This is a genomic window from Streptomyces sp. NPDC048172, assembly GCF_043202595.1.
In the GTDB taxonomy this organism is placed as follows: domain Bacteria; phylum Actinomycetota; class Actinomycetes; order Streptomycetales; family Streptomycetaceae; genus Streptomyces.
In genome coordinates this window covers 271,920-288,998 of the sequence record NZ_JBIDAT010000007.1, presented here as the reverse complement: position 1 = coordinate 288,998, position 17,079 = coordinate 271,920, and the positions used below count along the sequence as shown (strand labels likewise).

Sequence of the window (17,079 nt, the reverse complement as noted above, 5' to 3'; positions counted from 1 at the left end):
GGCTGACCTTCGGCGTTCCGCGCCCCGTTCCCATTGCCGGGAGCGGGGCGCGGTTCTACGTTCCGGACATGGCGGACGTTGTGCGGGAGATCGAGCGGAAGTACGAGGCCACGGACGGGACAGGGCTCGGCGGGCTGCCGGAGCTCGGCGGGCTGCCCGGAGTGGCATCCGTTGTCGACAAAGAACCTTTCGAACTGGACGCGACCTACTACGACACCGAGGACCAGCGGCTCGCTCAGGGGCATGTGACGCTCCGGCGGCGGGTCGGAGGCCAGGACGCCGGGTGGCACCTGAAGCTGCCCGCAGACCCCAAGGACCCCGGCGTGCGCGACGAGGTGCACGCCCCCGTGGCCGACGAGCTGCCCGCCGCGCTGGCCTCGCTCGTACGCTCGCGGGTGCGCGGCGAGCCGCTGCTGCCCGTGATGCGGCTGCGCCAGCGGCGTACCGTGCGCGAGCTGCGCGACGCGGACGGCGTCCCGCTCGCCGAGGTCGGCGTGGACGAGGTGCGCGCCGAGCGGTACGGGCCCGGCGGGGGGACCGCCGCGTGGACCGAGATCGAGGCCGAGCTGGGCCAGGGGCAGGACCCGGCGCTGCTCGACGCGATCGACGCACGCCTCCGGGACGCGGGGCTGCGCCGTTCGTCAGCCCCGTCCAAACTGCGGCGCGCGCTGGACGAGACCGCGCCGAAGGCGGAGAAGAAGCACCGGAAGCACCGGAAGAGCCGGAGGAAGGGGCCCCCGGAGCTGGACGGGGCGCGCGGGGAGACCGCCGCCGACGTCGTGATGGCGTACGTACGCGCGCAGGTCACCGCCGTCGTCGAGCTGGACCCCGCCGTGCGGCGCGACGTGGACGACTCGGTGCACCGGATGCGCGTCGCCACCCGCAGGCTGCGCAGCGCCTTCCGCTCGTACGGCGCCGTGCTGGACCGGTCCGTCACGCGGCCCGTCGGCGAGGAGCTGAAGTGGCTCGCCGCCGAGCTGGGCGTGGACCGCGACCGCGAGGTGCTGACCGCGCGGCTGGCCGAACGGCTCGCGGAGGTGCCCCGTCCGCTGCGGCTCGGCCCGGTGAGCGGGCGGCTGCGCACGTTCTCGCACGCCCGCCGCACCGGCTCCCGCCGCCATCTGCTCGCCGTCCTGGACGGGGCGCGCCATCTGGAGCTGCTGACCACGCTGGACGCGCTGGCCGTTCACCCTCCGCTCAGGGTCAAGTCGGCCGCCAAACCCCCGGAAGAGGTGATCCGCAAGGCCGTACGGCGCGACTACGACCGGCTCGCCGCGCACATCGGGGAGGCCCTGGCCGCACCGCCCGGGGACGAGCGGGACCTCGCCGTGCACGAGGCGCGGAAGTGCGCCAAGCGCGCGCGGTACGCGGCCGAGGCCGCGCGGCCCGCCTTCGGCCGGGACGCCAAACGGTTCGTCTCCCGGATGACCGAGCTGCAGGAGCTGCTCGGCGACCACCAGGACAGCGTCGTGGCGCGCCTCGCCCTGAGGGACCTCGCCGGGCAGGCGCACGCGGCGGGCGAGCCGTCCTTCACGTACGGCCTGGTGTACGCCCGGGAGCGGGAGATCGCGGCGGAGCGCGAGGCCGCGCTGCCGGGCCTGTGGTCGGCGATCATGCGGGACGCGGCGTCGTTCCCGTGAGCGGGAGGGGGTTACGCTGGAGGACTGACCCTGTCACGTCCTACGAAAGCGCGCCGAGATGCCCGTCGAGTCGGTCTTCCCCCAGCTTGAGGCCTTGCTCCCGCACGTCCAGAAGCCGATCCAGTACGTCGGCGGAGAGCTGAACTCCACCGTGAAGGAGTGGGACGAGACCGACGTCCGCTGGGCACTGATGTACCCGGACGCGTACGAGGTGGGGCTGCCCAACCAGGGCGTCATGATCCTCTACGAGGTGCTGAACGAGCGCGAGGGGGTGCTGGCCGAGCGCACGTACAGCGTCTGGCCGGACCTGGAGAAGCTGATGCGGGAGCAGAAGGTCCCGCAGTTCACGGTCGACGCGCACCGTCCCGTCGGCGCCTTCGACGTCTTCGGTGTCTCCTTCTCGACCGAGCTGGGGTACACCAACCTGCTCACCGCGCTCGAACTCTCGGACATCCCGCTGGAGTCCAAGGACCGCACCGTCGATCACCCGATCGTGATGGCGGGCGGGCACGCGGCGTTCAATCCGGAGCCGATCGCCGACTTCATCGACGTCGCGGTCATCGGCGACGGCGAGCAGGCCGTCCTGGAGGTCACGGAGATCATCCGGGCCTGGAAGAGCGAGGGCCGTCCGGGCGGCCGGGACGAGCTGCTGCTGCGCCTCGCCAAGACGGGCGGGGTCTACGTCCCGCGTTTCTACGACGTGGAGTACCTGCCGGACGGCCGCATCGGCCGCGTCGTCCCCAACCGCAGCGGCGTCCCGTGGCGCGTCTCCAAGCACACGGTGATGGACCTGGACGAGTGGCCGTACCCGAAGCAGCCCCTCGTGCCGCTCGCGGAGACCGTCCATGAGCGGATGTCGGTCGAGATCTTCCGGGGCTGCACGCGCGGCTGCCGCTTCTGCCAGGCGGGCATGATCACCCGCCCGGTGCGTGAGCGCAGCATCACCGGCATCGGCGAGATGGTCGACAAGGGCCTGAAGAACACCGGCTTCGAAGAGGTCGGCCTGCTCTCCCTCTCCTCCGCCGACCACAGCGAGATCGGCGACGTGGCCAAGGGTCTCGCCGACCGCTACGAGGAGGACAAGGTCGGCCTCTCCCTGCCCTCCACCCGCGTCGACGCCTTCAACATCGACCTGGCCAACGAGCTGACGCGCAACGGCCGCCGCTCGGGCCTCACCTTCGCGCCGGAGGGCGGCAGCGAGCGCATCCGCAAGGTCATCAACAAGATGGTCTCGGAGGAGGACCTGATCCGTACGGTCGCGACGGCGTACGGCAACGGCTGGCGGCAGGTGAAGCTCTACTTCATGTGCGGCCTGCCCACCGAGACCGACGAGGACGTCCTCCAGATCGGCGACATGGCGGTCAACGTGATCGCCAAGGGCCGCGAGGTCGCCAAGTCCAACGACATCCGGGCCACCGTCTCCATCGGCGGCTTCGTGCCCAAGCCCCACACCCCGTTCCAGTGGGCGCCGCAGCTGAGCGCCGAGGAGACCGACGCCCGCCTCGGCAAGCTGCGCGACAAGATCCGCGCCGACAAGAAGTACGGCCGCTCCATCGGCTTCCGCTACCACGACGGCAAGCCCGGCATCGTCGAGGGCCTCCTCTCGCGCGGCGACCGCCGCGTGGGCGCCGTCATCCGCGAGGTCTTCGAGCGGGGCGGCCGCTTCGACGGCTGGCGCGAGTATTTCTCGTACGACCTGTGGATGGAGTGCGCCGCGAAGACGCTGCCCGAGCAGGGCGTCGACGTCGACTGGTACACCACCCGCGAGCGCTCCTACGAGGAGGTCCTCCCCTGGGACCACCTCGACTCCGGTCTCGACAAGGACTGGCTCTGGGAGGACTGGCAGGACGCCCTCGACGAGACGGAGGTCCCCGACTGCCGCTGGGACCCCTGCTTCGACTGCGGCGTGTGCCCCCAGATGGACACCGAGATCCAGGTCGGCCCGACGGGCAAGAAGCTGCTGCCGCTGAGCGTGGTCAACAAGTAGCGGCCGGGCCGGGCCGGGCTCAGGCTCCGGCTCAGCCCTTGGCGTCCCCGGACGGCTTCCAGCGGGTCAGCTCGACGTCGTACTCCCTCAGCTTGTCGTTCTTGGGCTGAGGGGTCACCTTCGTGATCCAGAGCAGGGTCACCGTCTTCTCGTCCGGCGCGAGGACGCAGAGGCCCTTGCCCTCCTGGAGCACCGAGTCGCGCTGGATCTGCTTGATGCTGATCTTGTTGGGCAGCGCGCCGGAACGGGCCGAGCGGCGGCAGTCCTCCGCCGAACTGTCGTGCTTCTCGACGAGGCCCCACTTCCCGCGGCCGTCGAGCAGCTTGAAGCCGCTGGTGGGGCCCGCGCCGCCGCCCTTGCCGGGCATGTTGAAGCTGCCGTCCGCGCAGTCGGTGTAGCGGATGGTGCGGTCGGCCTGGGCCTTGGAGTCGGCCATGTCCTTCTGCCGGGAGAAGGCTTCGAACGACTTGAGGCTGACGTAGACGGAGGTCGGCGGCGCCGCCCCGTCGCTGATGCTGTCGCAGGTATTGCCGGAATTGGCCCATCCCGAGTGGGTGGTGTAGTGCGGGGCCGGGATCGTCAGCGGGACGCTCTTCTTGGTGATCGTCCAGCCCGGCGACTCCTTGGGCCCGTCCGACGACGACCCCAGCAGCTTCATGGCGACGAGAGTGCCGCCCGCGAGCACGGCCAGCGCCGCGAGCCCGATGCCGACGAGCCTGCCGCGCGAACGCTTGCGGGGCGGGGGATCCGGCTCGTGGACGGTGGGGGTGTACGGCGCGCGGCGCCCCAGCGGAAAGGTGGACTCCGGGGGGACCGGCGGCTCGGCCGGAGCCGCGGCGGCGGTCGGAGCCGTATCGGGCGGGGCCGCCTCGGCTGCCGCCGTTCCCGCCGTTCCCGCCGCCTCCGCGACCGCCGGAGGCAGCCAGCGTCCCGCTTCGCGCAGCAGGGTGATGCCGTTGGCCTGCGCGACGCCGTTGCAGGCGTCGATGAACGCGTCGAGCCCGGGCCGCTGTCCGGGGTCCTTCGCCAGACAGCCACGGATGAGCGGAACCAGCTGTTCCGGGCAGTCCGTCAGGTCCGGCTCCTGCTCGACGATCCGGTAGAGCATCGCCGCGCCGCCGCCCTCGCCGAACGGATGGCCGCCGGACGCGGCGTAGAACACCACGAGCCCCAGCGCGAACACGTCCAGCGCCGGTCCGGCGGTCTGCCCGGACACCTGTTCCGGGGCCATGTAGCCGGGGGTGCCGAGGCGGACGTCTGTGCCCGTCAGGGCGGTCGCGTCCAGGGCGCGGGCGATGCCGAAGTCGATCACGCGGGGGCCGTCGGCCGCGAGCAGCACGTTCGACGGCTTGAGGTCGCGGTGCACCACGTCCACCCGGTGGACGGACTGGAGCGCCTCGGCGATCCCCGCGGCCAGCGACAGCACCGTCCGCAGCGGCAGCGGGCCGTGCCGGGCCACCGCCTGGGAGAGCGAGGGACCCGGCACGTACTGGCTGGCCAGCCAGGGCCGCGGTCCCTCGACGCTGCTGTCCACGACGGCCGCCGTGTACGGGCCCTGCACCCGCCGCGCCGCGTCGACCTCCCGGGCGAAGCGCCGCAGGAACTCGGGGTCCCGGGCGAACTCCCGGCGGATCACCTTGAGCGCCATGGGCTGCCCGCCGCGGCTGTGCGCGAGATACACGGCACCCATGCCGCCCTCACCCAGCCGCCCCCGCAGCCGGTACCCGGCCACCTCGGCCGGATCCTCCGGCCCCAACGCCTCGACCACGCCCCCGTGCCCCCCGGAATGACACCGATACCGACTGCGAACGCCCGCCACCGTAGTGCCCGACTCCCGTGCACGTAACACCTTTTGGCACGAGGCCGTCCCGCGCGGAAAAGCCCTCGCGTCGCGCGGTGCCGCTTGGTGACACTGGCGCGATGCCGCGTCTCACAGAGCCTTCACCCGCCTTCCACGCCTCCTTCCTCGCCGCGATGAAGGAGCGCGAGGACGAGAGGGTGGGCGAGGGGGACCCCCGGGCGACGGCGGCGGAGGAGATCCAGGAGTACACGGGGGTCTGGGAGAGCGCCGAGGGGTTCCGGCGGTATCTGGAGCGGGTGCGGGCCGCCGAGGACGAGCGGACGCCCTGGCACCCGGGCTGGGTCGGCTCCACCACGCTGTGGTGGACGGAGGGCGACGAGTACCTCGGGCGGCTCTCCCTCCGGCACCGGCTCACCACGCACCTGTACGAGCAGGGCGGGCACATCGGGTACCACGTACGGCCCTCGGCCCGGGGTCAGGGGCACGCCACCGCGATGCTGTGCGCCTCGCTCCCGTACGCGCGCGAGCTCGGGATCGTCTCCGTGCTGCTCACCTGCGACGTGGACAACGACGCCTCCCGCACGGTGATCGAGAGGTGCGGGGGCGTGCTGGAGGACCGGCGGGGGCGGAAGCTTCGTTACTGGATCGCCACGGAGTGACCGAACCGGCGCCCCACCACGCGCGTCGTTGAACGCATGAGCCACACCCCTGATCGATTTCAGAAGCCCTACCGGCCTCGGCACGGCGCCGACCCGGCCGCTGCGGCGCGCGAGTCAGAGGGGTGTCTGGTGGCGGCCGTACGGATGCCCGTACGGATCGTGATGTTCGTCCTGGTGCTTCCGGTGCGGATGGTGTGGGACGCGCTCGCCGCCTGCGGCAAGGCGCTGCACCGGACCGTGCTGCGGCCGTGCGGGCGCGCGATCGGGGGCGCGTTCCTGTGGCTCGGGCGGACGCTGGTCATGCCGGTCGTCCGGGGCGTCGGCCTCGCGCTGATGTGGACGGGCAAGGCCCTGTTCGTCTGGCCGTGGGTCGGACTGTGGCGGTACGTCCTCGCCCCCGTGGGGCGTGGCATCGGCACCTTCCTCGGCTGGACCGGCGCCGGGCTCGCGTGGCTCGGGCGCGTCCTCGTCGTCGTCCCGCTCTCCTGGACGTACGCCCATGTCCTCACGCCCATAGGGCACGCGCTCGCCGCCCTCGTCGGGGGCTTCGGCTCGGGCTGCGGCTGGCTGGGCCGGTACCTGTTCGTCGTGCCCGCCGTGGCCCTGTACCGGTATGTGCTGACTCCGGTGGGACACGCCGTGGTCGCGGTGGTACGGGGCACGGGCGCGGCACTGGCCTGGCTGGGCCGGTACCTGATCGTGGTCCCCGTGGTGGCGGTGTACCGGTATGTGCTGACTCCGGTGGGACACGCCGTGGTCGCGGTGGTACGGGGCACGGGCGCGGCGCTCGCCTGGCTGGGCCGGTACCTGATCGTGGTCCCCGTGGTGGCGGTGTACCGCTACGTACTGACCCCGGTCGGGCGGGTCCTCGCGGTCGTCGCGCGCGAGACCGGCGCCGGGCTCGCCTTCGCCTGGCGCGCGGCGGGACGCGTCTCCCGCTCCGTCTTCGGCTTCCTCGGACGGCTGCTGCGCGCGGTCTTCGTGACGCCCTTCGTGTGGACCTGGCGACACGTCGTCCGCCCCGTCTGCAGGCCGATCGCGCAGGCCATGAGGGAGACCGCCCGGTCGGTACGCGCAGCGTTCGCGTCCGTACGGGCATCGGTCCGCGAGACGCGGGCAGAGATACGCCGTGCCCTCTTCGGCGGCAGCCGAACCCAGGAGCGGGAGCAGCTGCCGGAGGGCCGCCGCGTACCCTAGGCAGAAGGATCATCCGCACAAACGCACAACGCGTCCCGTGCCCCGGGCACGTGACGCGCCGCGGCCGCGGACCTCCGCCTCCGTATTTCGTCCTGTCCACGAAGGGCGGCAGCTCCCCGGGTGCCGCCCTTGCACCGAGGAGAGAAGCACTGGGCAAGCGACAGCCCGAAGGCCCGCCGCCCGCACCCGCTGTGCAGCGCGTCCGACTGCGCTACACCAAGCGCGGCCGCCTCCGGTTCACCAGCCACCGCGACTTCCAGCGTGCCTTCGAGAGGGCGCTGCGCCGGGCCGAGGTGCCCATGGCGTACTCCGCGGGCTTCACCCCCCACCCGAAGGTCTCCTACGCCAATGCCGCCCCCACCGGCACCGGCAGCGAGGCCGAGTACCTGGAGATCGCCCTCACGCGTCACCAGGACCCCGACGGCCTGCGCGCACAGCTCGACACGTGCATGCCCACGGGGCTCGACATCATCGACGCGGTCGAGGCCGGAACCTCCGACTTCACCGACCGTCTCCAGGCGTCCGAGTGGGAGCTGAGGCTCGACGGCGTCACCCCCGAAGAGGCCCGCGCGGCCGTCGCCGCCTTCCTCGCCGCGGAGTCGGTCGAGGTCCAGCGGCAGACGAAGAAGGGCCTCCGTACCTTCGACGCGCGCGCCGCCGTCACCTCCCTGGCCCTGGCCGAGGAGGCCGTCGACGGCACCTCCGCCACCAGGGCCGATAGGCCGGGCGGCGCTCCCTGTGCGATACTGCGGCTGGTAGTACGGCACCTGACACCTGCCGTACGACCCGACGACGTCCTGTCCGGTCTCCGCGCTGCGGCCGGCCTGGCGCCGCCGGTCCCCGCAGCGGTGACCAGGCTGGCGCAGGGGCCGCTCGATGAGGAGACAGGCACGGTGACCGACCCGCTCGCGCCCGACCGCGACGCTCTCTCAGGGCCCACCGGCTCAGGAGATCTTTCCAGCGCCGCGACGGTGCGAGGCGGCTCCGCGTAGGACCGCCGTCGTAGGAAGCGCCGCCGCCGCCGACGCACGCCAGGGAGCCACCCGGGCCGCGGTGCGGAAGGCGAGCGCACTGACCAGCAGACTTTCGCCGTAGCCGGGCCAGAGAAGGACCGGAACCGGCGAGTGAGACAACAAGCTCCCGCGCGGTGCCCGCGCCCCGGAGAGCGGTCCACGCACCTCGTGCGGGCCGCCCCGGTACGTACGAGGCGCGGCGCCCGGGAGCGTGACGGGAGAACCGCCCGCATGCTCGAACCAACTGAATCGACGGAAGCCGCAGAAGCTCCGGACACCGCACAGTCAGCTCCTCGGAGCGACGCGGAGACCGCTTCGGGCTCCACCCCCAGCGACACCCTGCCGCCCCGGCGCCGCCGCCGCGCCGCGAGCCGCCCGGCGGGCCCGCCCGCCGTCTCGGCCGCGGACTCGGCCCCGGCGGACAAGGCCGTGACGGCTGTCACGGCCGCGACGGAGGCGCCGAGCGCCCCCGCGCCCGAATCCGGGCCCGAGCCCACGGAGGCCGCGGCTCCGCCCGCCCGTACCCGGCGCCGGGCCACGCGCAAGGCGACCGCACCCGCGGGCGCGCCCCGTACGGCGGAGGCGACCGACGAGGCGCCGACCGCCGCGCCCGAGGCCGCTGAACCGGCCGAGCAGCCGACTGAGCCCGCTGAGGCTCCGGCTCCGCGTACGCGTCGCCGTGCGACCCGTAAGACCGCCGCGCCCGAGACGCCTGAGGCCCCCGCCGCGGAAGCGCCGCAGGAGGCCGCCGCGCCCGCCGAGGAAGCTGAGGCTCCGGCTCCGCGGACGCGCCGTCGTGCGACCCGTAAGACCGTCGCGGCTGCCGTCGAGGAGACGGCGGAGGCCGCTCCCGCCCCGAAGGCCGAGAAGCCCGCCGACGCGCCCGCCGAGGCGGAAGCCGAGGCCGAGGCCCCGCGCCGTCGTCGCCGTGCGACCCGTAAGACGGAGGAGCCCGAGGCCGCCGCGCCCGCGCAGGACGCGAAGGGCGCCAAGGCGGCAAAGGACGCGAAGGGCGCGAAGGACGCCAAGGACGGGAAGGGCGAGAAGGAGGCCGCGTCGGCCGACTCCGCTTCCGCTTCCGGCTCCGCTCCGGCGGGGAGGAAGCGGAAGGCGCCCGCGCCCGTGGCGATGTTCCAGGCGCCCGTCTTCACCGAGCCCGCCTTCCAGACCCCGCAGCGCGCCGCCGCCGAGATGCTCGCCGGTGAGACCGCTGCCGAGGAGGAGGAAGAGGAGACCGAGGCGACGCCGGAGGCCGCCGAGCCGGTGACCGAGGAGCGGGGCGGCACCGCGTCGCGCCGTCGCCGCCGCAGGCGCGCGGAGAGCGCCGAGGACAGCACCGACGGCACCGGCGCCACCGCCGACGCCGCGTCCGCCGAGGCGGACGACGACGCCGAGCAGGGCGACGAGGACGCGCAGTCCGCTTCCGACGCCGACGAGTCCGGCGAGGCCGGGGAGCGTCCCGCGCGGCGCCGCCGCAGGGGCGGCCGTCGCCGTCGCCGGGGCGAGAGCGCCGAGGCCGCCGGGAGCGGCGAGGGCGACGAGGACGGCGAGTCGGACGAGAGCGTGGCCGACGGCGAGCAGACCGCCGACGGCGAGGACGGTGCCGGGGACGGCGACGCGTCGGACGGCGAGTCCGGCTCGGGCGGCGGCTCCAGCAGCAGCTCGCGCAGGCGGCGTCGGCGTCGTCGTCGTTCGGGTGACGGCGAGGGGCAGGCCGACGGCCAGGGGACCGGCTCCGGTTCGGGCTCCGGTTCTGGTTCCGGTGCCGACGACCCCGAGCGCACCGTCGTCAAGATTCGCGAGCCTCGTAAGAAGAAGGACAGCGAGCCCTCCGACGAGGTGCAGGCCATCAAGGGCTCCACGCGTCTGGAGGCCAAGAAGCAGCGCCGCCGCGAGGGGCGCGAGCAGGGCCGTCGCCGGGTGCCGATCATCACTGAGGCCGAGTTCCTCGCGCGCCGCGAGGCGGTCAAGCGGGAGATGATCGTCCGCCAGAACGGCGAGCGCACGCAGATCGGCATCCTTGAGGACGACGTGCTCGTCGAGCACTTCGTCAACAAGGAGCAGTCGACCTCGTACGTCGGCAACGTCTACCTCGGCAAGGTGCAGAACGTGCTGCCGTCGATGGAGGCCGCCTTCGTCGACATCGGCAAGGGCCGCAACGCCGTGCTGTACGCGGGCGAGGTCAACTTCGAGGCGCTCGGCATGGCCAACGGGCCGCGCCGTATCGAGACCGCGCTCAAGTCCGGCCAGTCCGTGCTCGTCCAGGTCACCAAGGACCCGATCGGCCACAAGGGCGCCCGCCTGACCAGTCAGGTCTCGCTCCCCGGCCGCTACCTGGTCTACGTGCCCGAGGGCTCCATGACCGGCATCAGCCGCAAGCTGCCCGACACCGAGCGCTCGCGCCTGAAGCAGATCCTGAAGAAGGTCGTCCCCGAGGACGCGGGCGTCATCGTCCGTACGGCCGCGGAGGGCGCCAGCGAGGACGAGCTGCGCCGCGACGTCGAGCGCCTCCAGGCGCAGTGGGAGGACATCCAGAAGAAGGCCCAGAAGGGCAACGCGCCGACGCTGCTCTACGGCGAGCCGGACATGACCGTCCGCGTCGTCCGGGACATCTTCAACGAGGACTTCTCCAAGGTCATCGTCAGCGGTGACGGCGCCTGGGACACCATCCACAGCTACGTCTCGCACGTCGCGCCCGACCTGTCCGACCGGCTCCAGAAGTGGACCTCGGACGTGGACGTCTTCGCGACGTACCGCATCGACGAGCAGCTCATGAAGGCCCTGGACCGCAAGGTGTGGCTGCCGAGCGGCGGCTCGCTGGTGATCGACCGGACCGAGGCGATGATCGTCGTCGACGTCAACACCGGCAAGTTCACCGGCCAGGGCGGCAACCTGGAGGAGACGGTCACCAGGAACAACCTGGAGGCGGCCGAGGAGATCGTGCGCCAGCTGAGGCTGCGCGACCTCGGCGGCATCATCGTGATCGACTTCATCGACATGGTCCTGGAGTCCAACCGCGACCTGGTGCTGCGCCGCCTGCTGGAGTGCCTGGGCCGCGACCGTACGAAGCACCAGGTGGCCGAGGTCACCTCGCTGGGCCTCGTGCAGATGACCCGTAAGCGGGTCGGCCAGGGGCTGCTCGAAGCCTTCTCCGAGCCCTGCGTGCACTGCAACGGGCGCGGCGTGATCGTCCACATGGACCAGGCCGCGGCCGCGTCGGGCGGCGGCAAGAAGAGCAAGAAGAAGGGCAAGGGCGGCACCCAGGCCCAGGGTCAGCCGCAGGCTCAGGAGAAGGAGTCGGAGAAGGCGTCCGAGGCCCCTGCCGAGGCCGTGGCCGCCGCGACGACCGAGTCCGCCGAGCCCGCCGAGTCCGCGGAGCCCGTGGAGTTCGTCCCGGACGAGGAGCTGTACAGCAGCGCCGCCGAGGCGGAGGCCGCCGCCGCGCGGGGCGGTCGGTCGCGCCGCCGCGGCAGCCGCAAGGCGAGTGCGCCCGCCGGGTCGCCGAAGGGCGCCGAGGCGGAGACTCCCGCGCCGGAGCCCGAGCCCGAGGCGGCGCCGGAGCCGGAGCCCGTGGCTGAGGTCGCCCCGGCCGCCGAGCCCGAGGCTCAGCCCGAGGCGGAGGCCGCGCCCGCGCGTCGTCGTCGCCGGGCGACGCGCAAGGTCACGGCACCCGCCGGGTCGCCCGCGACGTCCGACGACGCGGCGGTCACGGTGGTCACGGCCGCCGAGGCCGAGCCGAAGCCTGTCGCTGAGGCTGCCCCGGCCGTCGAGGCGGAGCCCGAGGCCCAGCCCGAGGCGGAGGCCGCGCCCGCGCGTACCCGCCGCCGGGTGACGCGCAAGGTCACGGCGCCGGCGGGGTCGCCCGCGACGTCCTCCGAGGACGCGGCGGTCACGGCCACCGGCACCGAGGCGGAGGCCGACGCGGACGCGGAGGCTCCCGCTCCGGCGAAGAAGACGGCCAAGAAGGCGACGGCGAAGAAGGCCGCCGCCAAGAAGACGGCCGCGAAGAAGACCACGGCGAAGAAGGCCGCGGCCAAGAAGACGACCGTCAAGAAGACGGCGGCGAAGACGACGAAGAAGGCGGCCGCCAAGAAGACCGCCGCGGCCGAGCAGCAGCAGCTGTCGGGCGTCACCGCTTCGGCGTCGGCACCGGCCGAGGACTGAGGCCGCGGGGACGGGCCCGGGGACTTCGCAATCCCCGGGCCCGTCCCGGTTTGACCAGCGTGTCAAGGTCCCCGTAACCTTGACCGTCGGCGTGTCGTCGAAGACGCGTCCGCTCCTGAGCAACTCCCTCCCGGGCCTCGCGGCCGGGGAGAGGCCGCTCAATCCTCATGGGTCAGTTCGTGGGTCGGCTCGCGCCCCCGCGGCGAGCGGCTGGCATCAGGGGCTCCGAATCGAGTGAGAGAGAGTTCCGCGTGTACGCGATCGTGCGCACCGGCGGGCGCCAGCAGAAGGTGTCTGTCGGCGACGTCATCGAGGTTGACCGTCTGTCGGAGAGCAAGGTCGGCGACAGCGTCGAGCTCTCGACCCTGCTCGTCGTCGACGGCGACGCCGTCACCAGCGACCCGTGGGTCCTGGCGGGCGTGAAGGTTCAGGCCGAGGTGGTTGACCACCACAAGGGCGACAAGATCCGGATCCAGAAGTACAAGAACAAGACCGGTTACAAGAAGCGCATCGGCCACCGTCAGCTGCACACCGCGCTGAAGGTCACCGACATCCCCGCCCCGGCCAAGAAGTAAGGACTGAGGAGAGATGGCACACAAGAAGGGCGCATCGTCCACTCGGAACGGGCGCGACTCGAACCCGCAGTACCTCGGCGTCAAGCGCTTCGGCGGCCAGGTCGTCAGCGCCGGCGAGATCCTCGTCCGCCAGCGCGGCACCCACTTCCACCCGGGCGCGGGCGTCGGCCGTGGCGGCGACGACACGCTGTTCGCGCTGTCCGCCGGTGCGGTGCAGTTCGGCACCCACCGCGGCCGCAAGGTCGTGAACGTCGTCCCGGCCGCTGAGTAAGCAGCCGGACAGACACATTCCGAGGGCGGACGGCCGCATTCCCTCCTGATGGCGGGGATGCGGGTCCGCCCTCGGTGCGTTACGCAAGTACGGGCGTACGCGAGTGACGGACGTACGCACGTACGCACGTACGCACGTACGCGAGAGACCGCAAGAAGCACAGGCACCCAGGAGGCACACGTCATGACCACCTTCGTGGACCGCGTCGAACTGCACGTCGCCGCGGGCAACGGGGGCCACGGCTGCGCCTCCGTCCACCGCGAGAAGTTCAAGCCGCTGGGCGGCCCCGACGGGGGCAACGGCGGCCGTGGCGGTGACGTGATCTTCGTCGTCGACCCCGACGTCACGACCCTGCTCGACTACCACCACGGTCCCCAGCGCAAGGCCACCAACGGCCGCCCCGGCGAGGGCGGCAACCGCTCGGGCCAGGACGGCAAGGACCTCGTCCTCCCCGTCCCGGACGGCACGGTCGTCCTCGACTCCAAGGGTGAGGTCCTGGCCGACATGGTCGGCGCGGGCACCACCTTCATCGCGGGCCAGGGCGGCCGCGGCGGCCTCGGCAACGCCGCGCTGGCCTCGGCCCGCCGCAAGGCGCCCGGCTTCGCGCTGCTGGGCGAGCCCGGCGAGGCGCGGGACGTGGTCCTGGAGCTCAAGACGGTCGCCGACGTGGCTCTCGTCGGCTACCCGAGCGCGGGCAAGTCGTCGCTGATCTCGGTCCTCTCCGCCGCGAAGCCGAAGATCGCCGACTACCCCTTCACCACCCTCGTCCCGAACCTGGGCGTCGTCACGGCGGGCGGCTCGGTCTACACGATCGCGGACGTCCCCGGCCTCATCCCCGGCGCCAGCGAGGGCAAGGGCCTGGGCCTGGAGTTCCTGCGCCACGTCGAGCGCTGCTCGGTCCTCGTCCACGTCCTGGACTGCGCGACGCTGGAGACGGACCGCGACCCGGTCTCCGACCTGGACGTCATCGAGGACGAGCTGAAGCAGTACGGCGGCCTCGACGACCGCCCGCGCCTCGTCGTCCTCAACAAGACGGACATCCCCGAAGGCAAGGACCTCGCCGACATCATCCGGCCCGACCTGGAGGAGCGGGGCTTCCCCGTCTTCGAGGTCTCGGCGGTCTCCCGCCAGGGCCTCAAGGACCTCTCCTACGCCCTCGCCCGCCTGGTCGACGAGGCCCGCGCGGCCCGCCCGGCGGAGGAGACGACCCGCGTCGTCATCCGCCCCAAGGCCGTCAACGAGGCGGGCTTCACGGTCACGCGCGAAGAGGACAACCTCTTCCGCGTCCGGGGCGAGAAGCCCGAACGCTGGGTCCGCCAGACCGACTTCAACAACGACGAGGCCGTCGGCTACCTCGCCGACCGCCTCAACCGTCTCGGCGTCGAGGACGAGCTCCTCAAGGCGGGCGCCCGCGAGGGCGACGGCGTCGCGATCGGCCCCGAGGACAACGCGGTGGTCTTCGACTGGGAGCCCACGATGATCACCGGCGCCGAAATGCTGGGGCGCCGCGGCGAGGACCACCGCATGGAAGCGGTCCGCCCGGCGGAACTCCGCCGCCGCGACCGCGAGGCGGAACGCGACGAGGCCCTCGGCGAGTACCGGGACTTCGACCCCTTCGAGGGCTGACCCCGCCCCATGCCCGACGAGCCGTTGCCCTCTTGGGCGATCCCACCCCCGGGAGGGTTCACCGCCGAAGGCTTCCTACGGCTCGTCGGCGTGCCCCCACGCACCGAACTCATCGACGGTGCCCTGGTCTTCGCCGCCCAGCGAGGCAAGTGGCACAGCCGCGTCACCAGCCTCCTGGCCGCGGAGCTCGACAGCCAGGCCCCCGCCGAGCTCCGCGCCGATCGCCAGATGACCGTGAAGCTCGCCAAGCGGCAGGCGCCGGAGCCGGACGTCCTCGTCGACATCGACCTCACGGCGGTCGGCCGACGGGCCCTACGCCCGTAGCTCGCACCACACCGTCTTGCCCTCCTCATGAGCGACGACGTCCCACTTGTCCGTCACCAGCTCGACCATCGCGAGCCCTCTGCCCGACTCGGACCACAGGTCCGCCCCGTACGGCCGTACCGGGAGGTCCAAGCTCCGGTCGTAGACCTCGATCCGTACGCCGTCGAGCGTGCGGATCACGGTCGACGTGCACCACTGGTCCGGCACGTGCCGGTGGACGTTCGTCAGCAGTTCGGTCAGCGCGAGCGTCACCGGCTCGACGAGGTGGGGCAGGCCCCATACGTCCAGGTAGACGCGTGCCGCCCTGCGCATGAAGTGCGGGGAGTGTGCGCCGACTTGGAACTGATGGCGGAACTGCTGTGGAGGACTGCCTTCGATGTTCACGGGGCGATTCTGTGGTCGCGTGACTACGCTGGGCTATGGCTTGAATTCAACTCGGCACGGAGTTGGATTGGTTGAACGAGGTGGCTTCCATGGCCAACATCAAGAGGCTCGATCCCGGCGAGTCGCCCCTGCACTTCTTCGGTGCCGAGCTGCGCTTCTGGAGAGAGCGCGCTGGACTGACACTGGCCGGTTTGGGGACGAAGGTCTTCCTCACCGGTTCGCAGATCGGCCAGTACGAGACGGCCGTGAAGCGGCCCAAAGACGAGCACATCCCACGCCTTGACGCGGCCGTCGGAGCAAGCGGCGCGCTGGTGCGAGCCTGGGAGATGGCCCGGCGCCATCCGCTGCCCCGACGGCTGCGCAAGATTGCCGAGATCGAATCGACGTCCAAGACGATCCGTGCCTTTCAGCCGCAGGTGGTCTACGGCCTGTTGCAGACAGAGGGTTACGCGCGTGCGGTGCTCGGCGTCATCGACCGCAGCCGACTGGACGACGACGTGGCAGCACGAATGGCGCGGCAGCGCCTGCTGGCCTGGGAGGACGCCCCCAAGCTGTGGCTGGTCCTGGGGGAGGGCGTGCTGTACCAGGAGATGGGCGGCCGAGCCACCATGCGAACTCAACTGTCGCGTCTGTTGAGTTACCGCCACAGCGAACGCGTGTTCATCCAGGTGCTGCCGTTCCGGGCAGGGGCACACGCGGGCATGATCGGCGCGTTCAACCTCTACACGTACGAGAGGCAGCCCACTACCGCGTACGCCGAGACGTACGGGAGGGTGGTCGAGACCGCCGATCCTCACGAGGTCGAGGAACACGCCCATCGTTACGATCTCCTGCGGGCCTCCGCCCTCTCGCTGGAGGACTCGGCGGAGCTGATCGCCCGCGTGAGGGAGGAACGCTATGGACACCATCCGGGGAGAAACACGCATCCGCTGGCGTAAGTCGAGCTACAGCGCGGACAAGAGCGGTGATTGCGTCGAGGTCGCAGCAATACGACCCCGCGTAGCCGTCCGCGACTCAAAGAATCCGCAGGGCCCTCATCTCACCTTCCCCGCATCAGCCTTCGAGGCGTTCATCCGCGATGCACGTCGTTGAGATCCCCCTCGAAGGGGGAGACGGGGGCGACGTCGTACGGGTCGAGATCCGGGACACCGGCAAGGGCGGGCCCGTGCCCGTCGGGCGGGGTGGGGAGCGGGTGGCCGCTCGCGCTTCGCGCTCGCTCGGGGCGATGCTCGGCACCGTCGCGCCCGTGGCGCAGAGCTTCGTCGAGCGGTTCCGGGAGCTGCCGGACCCGCCCGACGAGATGACCGTCGACTTCGGCGTCACCCTCTCCGCGCAGGCGGACCTCGTCGTCGCCAACTCGGCGGCGGAGGCGAACTTTTCCGTATCTCTCACATGGCACAGGAGTGACGGAGGGCAACCCGCGCGCCATACTGCGTAA

The 17,079-nt window shown here is 72.1% G+C and carries 15 protein-coding genes; 13 read left to right on the top strand and 2 right to left on the bottom strand.

What is annotated here, in order from left to right; genetic code table 11:
• The first annotated feature begins 68 nt into the window (after positions 1 to 68).
• Positions 69 to 1,640, top strand: coding sequence for a CHAD domain-containing protein (locus ACGF3A_RS30765; RefSeq protein WP_393733652.1), 1,572 nt, complete (start codon positions 69 to 71; stop codon positions 1,638 to 1,640).
• A 58-nt stretch (positions 1,641 to 1,698) separates the two neighbouring features.
• Positions 1,699 to 3,627, top strand: coding sequence for a TIGR03960 family B12-binding radical SAM protein (locus tag ACGF3A_RS30760; RefSeq protein WP_393733651.1), 1,929 nt, complete (start codon positions 1,699 to 1,701; stop codon positions 3,625 to 3,627).
• 31 nt (positions 3,628 to 3,658) lie between these two features.
• Here ACGF3A_RS30760 and ACGF3A_RS30755 read toward each other — a convergent pair whose 3' ends face one another.
• The gene (locus ACGF3A_RS30755; protein WP_393733650.1) at positions 3,659 to 5,395 is read right to left on the bottom strand and encodes a serine/threonine-protein kinase; all 1,737 of its coding nucleotides are present in this window, start codon (positions 5,393 to 5,395) and stop codon (positions 3,659 to 3,661) included.
• 152 nt (positions 5,396 to 5,547) lie between these two features.
• On the opposite strand from ACGF3A_RS30755, the gene ACGF3A_RS30750 reads away from it, so the two are divergent.
• From ACGF3A_RS30750 to ACGF3A_RS30715, 8 genes are all read left to right on the top strand, one after another.
• Complete coding sequence (locus ACGF3A_RS30750) at positions 5,548 to 6,087, top strand: GNAT family N-acetyltransferase (RefSeq protein ID WP_393733649.1); 540 nt, start codon at positions 5,548 to 5,550, stop codon at positions 6,085 to 6,087.
• 36 nt (positions 6,088 to 6,123) lie between these two features.
• On the top strand, positions 6,124 to 7,284 hold the full coding sequence (locus ACGF3A_RS30745; protein WP_393733648.1) for a hypothetical protein: 1,161 nt from the start codon (positions 6,124 to 6,126) through the stop codon (positions 7,282 to 7,284).
• Between the two features lie 191 nt (positions 7,285 to 7,475).
• The gene (locus ACGF3A_RS30740; RefSeq protein WP_393733647.1) at positions 7,476 to 8,276 is read left to right on the top strand and encodes a TIGR03936 family radical SAM-associated protein; all 801 of its coding nucleotides are present in this window, start codon (positions 7,476 to 7,478) and stop codon (positions 8,274 to 8,276) included.
• A 252-nt stretch (positions 8,277 to 8,528) separates the two neighbouring features.
• The gene (locus ACGF3A_RS30735; protein WP_393733646.1) at positions 8,529 to 12,461 is read left to right on the top strand and encodes a ribonuclease E/G; all 3,933 of its coding nucleotides are present in this window, start codon (positions 8,529 to 8,531) and stop codon (positions 12,459 to 12,461) included.
• A 251-nt stretch (positions 12,462 to 12,712) separates the two neighbouring features.
• Positions 12,713 to 13,036: a 50S ribosomal protein L21 gene (gene rplU / locus ACGF3A_RS30730; RefSeq protein WP_344531805.1), complete on the top strand. Its 324-nt coding sequence runs from the start codon at positions 12,713 to 12,715 to the stop codon at positions 13,034 to 13,036.
• Positions 13,037 to 13,049: 13 nt separating this feature from the next.
• On the top strand, positions 13,050 to 13,307 hold the full coding sequence (gene rpmA, locus ACGF3A_RS30725; protein ID WP_344531804.1) for a 50S ribosomal protein L27: 258 nt from the start codon (positions 13,050 to 13,052) through the stop codon (positions 13,305 to 13,307).
• Positions 13,308 to 13,490: 183 nt separating this feature from the next.
• On the top strand, positions 13,491 to 14,933 hold the full coding sequence (obgE, locus tag ACGF3A_RS30720) for a GTPase ObgE (RefSeq protein ID WP_393733645.1): 1,443 nt from the start codon (positions 13,491 to 13,493) through the stop codon (positions 14,931 to 14,933).
• 90 nt (positions 14,934 to 15,023) lie between these two features.
• Positions 15,024 to 15,257, top strand: coding sequence for a Uma2 family endonuclease (locus ACGF3A_RS30715; protein WP_393733644.1), 234 nt, complete (start codon positions 15,024 to 15,026; stop codon positions 15,255 to 15,257).
• Here ACGF3A_RS30715 and ACGF3A_RS30710 read toward each other — a convergent pair.
• Positions 15,246 to 15,641, bottom strand: a complete 396-nt coding sequence (locus ACGF3A_RS30710) for an ATP-binding protein (RefSeq protein WP_393733643.1) — start codon at positions 15,639 to 15,641, stop codon at positions 15,246 to 15,248. The genes ACGF3A_RS30715 and ACGF3A_RS30710 overlap by 12 nt on opposite strands.
• Before the next feature lie 89 nt (positions 15,642 to 15,730).
• On the opposite strand from ACGF3A_RS30710, the gene ACGF3A_RS30705 reads away from it, so the two are divergent.
• Genes ACGF3A_RS30705 through ACGF3A_RS30695 form a run of 3 tightly spaced genes read left to right on the top strand, consistent with a single transcriptional unit; the run spans position 15,731 to position 17,079 of the window.
• A complete protein-coding gene (locus ACGF3A_RS30705; protein ID WP_393733642.1) occupies positions 15,731 to 16,579 on the top strand; it encodes a helix-turn-helix domain-containing protein in 849 nt (282 codons plus the stop codon).
• On the top strand, positions 16,539 to 16,733 hold the full coding sequence (locus tag ACGF3A_RS30700) for a DUF397 domain-containing protein (RefSeq protein WP_393733641.1): 195 nt from the start codon (positions 16,539 to 16,541) through the stop codon (positions 16,731 to 16,733). The genes ACGF3A_RS30705 and ACGF3A_RS30700 overlap by 41 nt, the downstream gene beginning before the upstream one ends.
• A complete protein-coding gene (locus ACGF3A_RS30695) occupies positions 16,720 to 17,079 on the top strand; it encodes a CU044_2847 family protein (RefSeq protein WP_393733640.1) in 360 nt (119 codons plus the stop codon). The genes ACGF3A_RS30700 and ACGF3A_RS30695 overlap by 14 nt, the downstream gene beginning before the upstream one ends.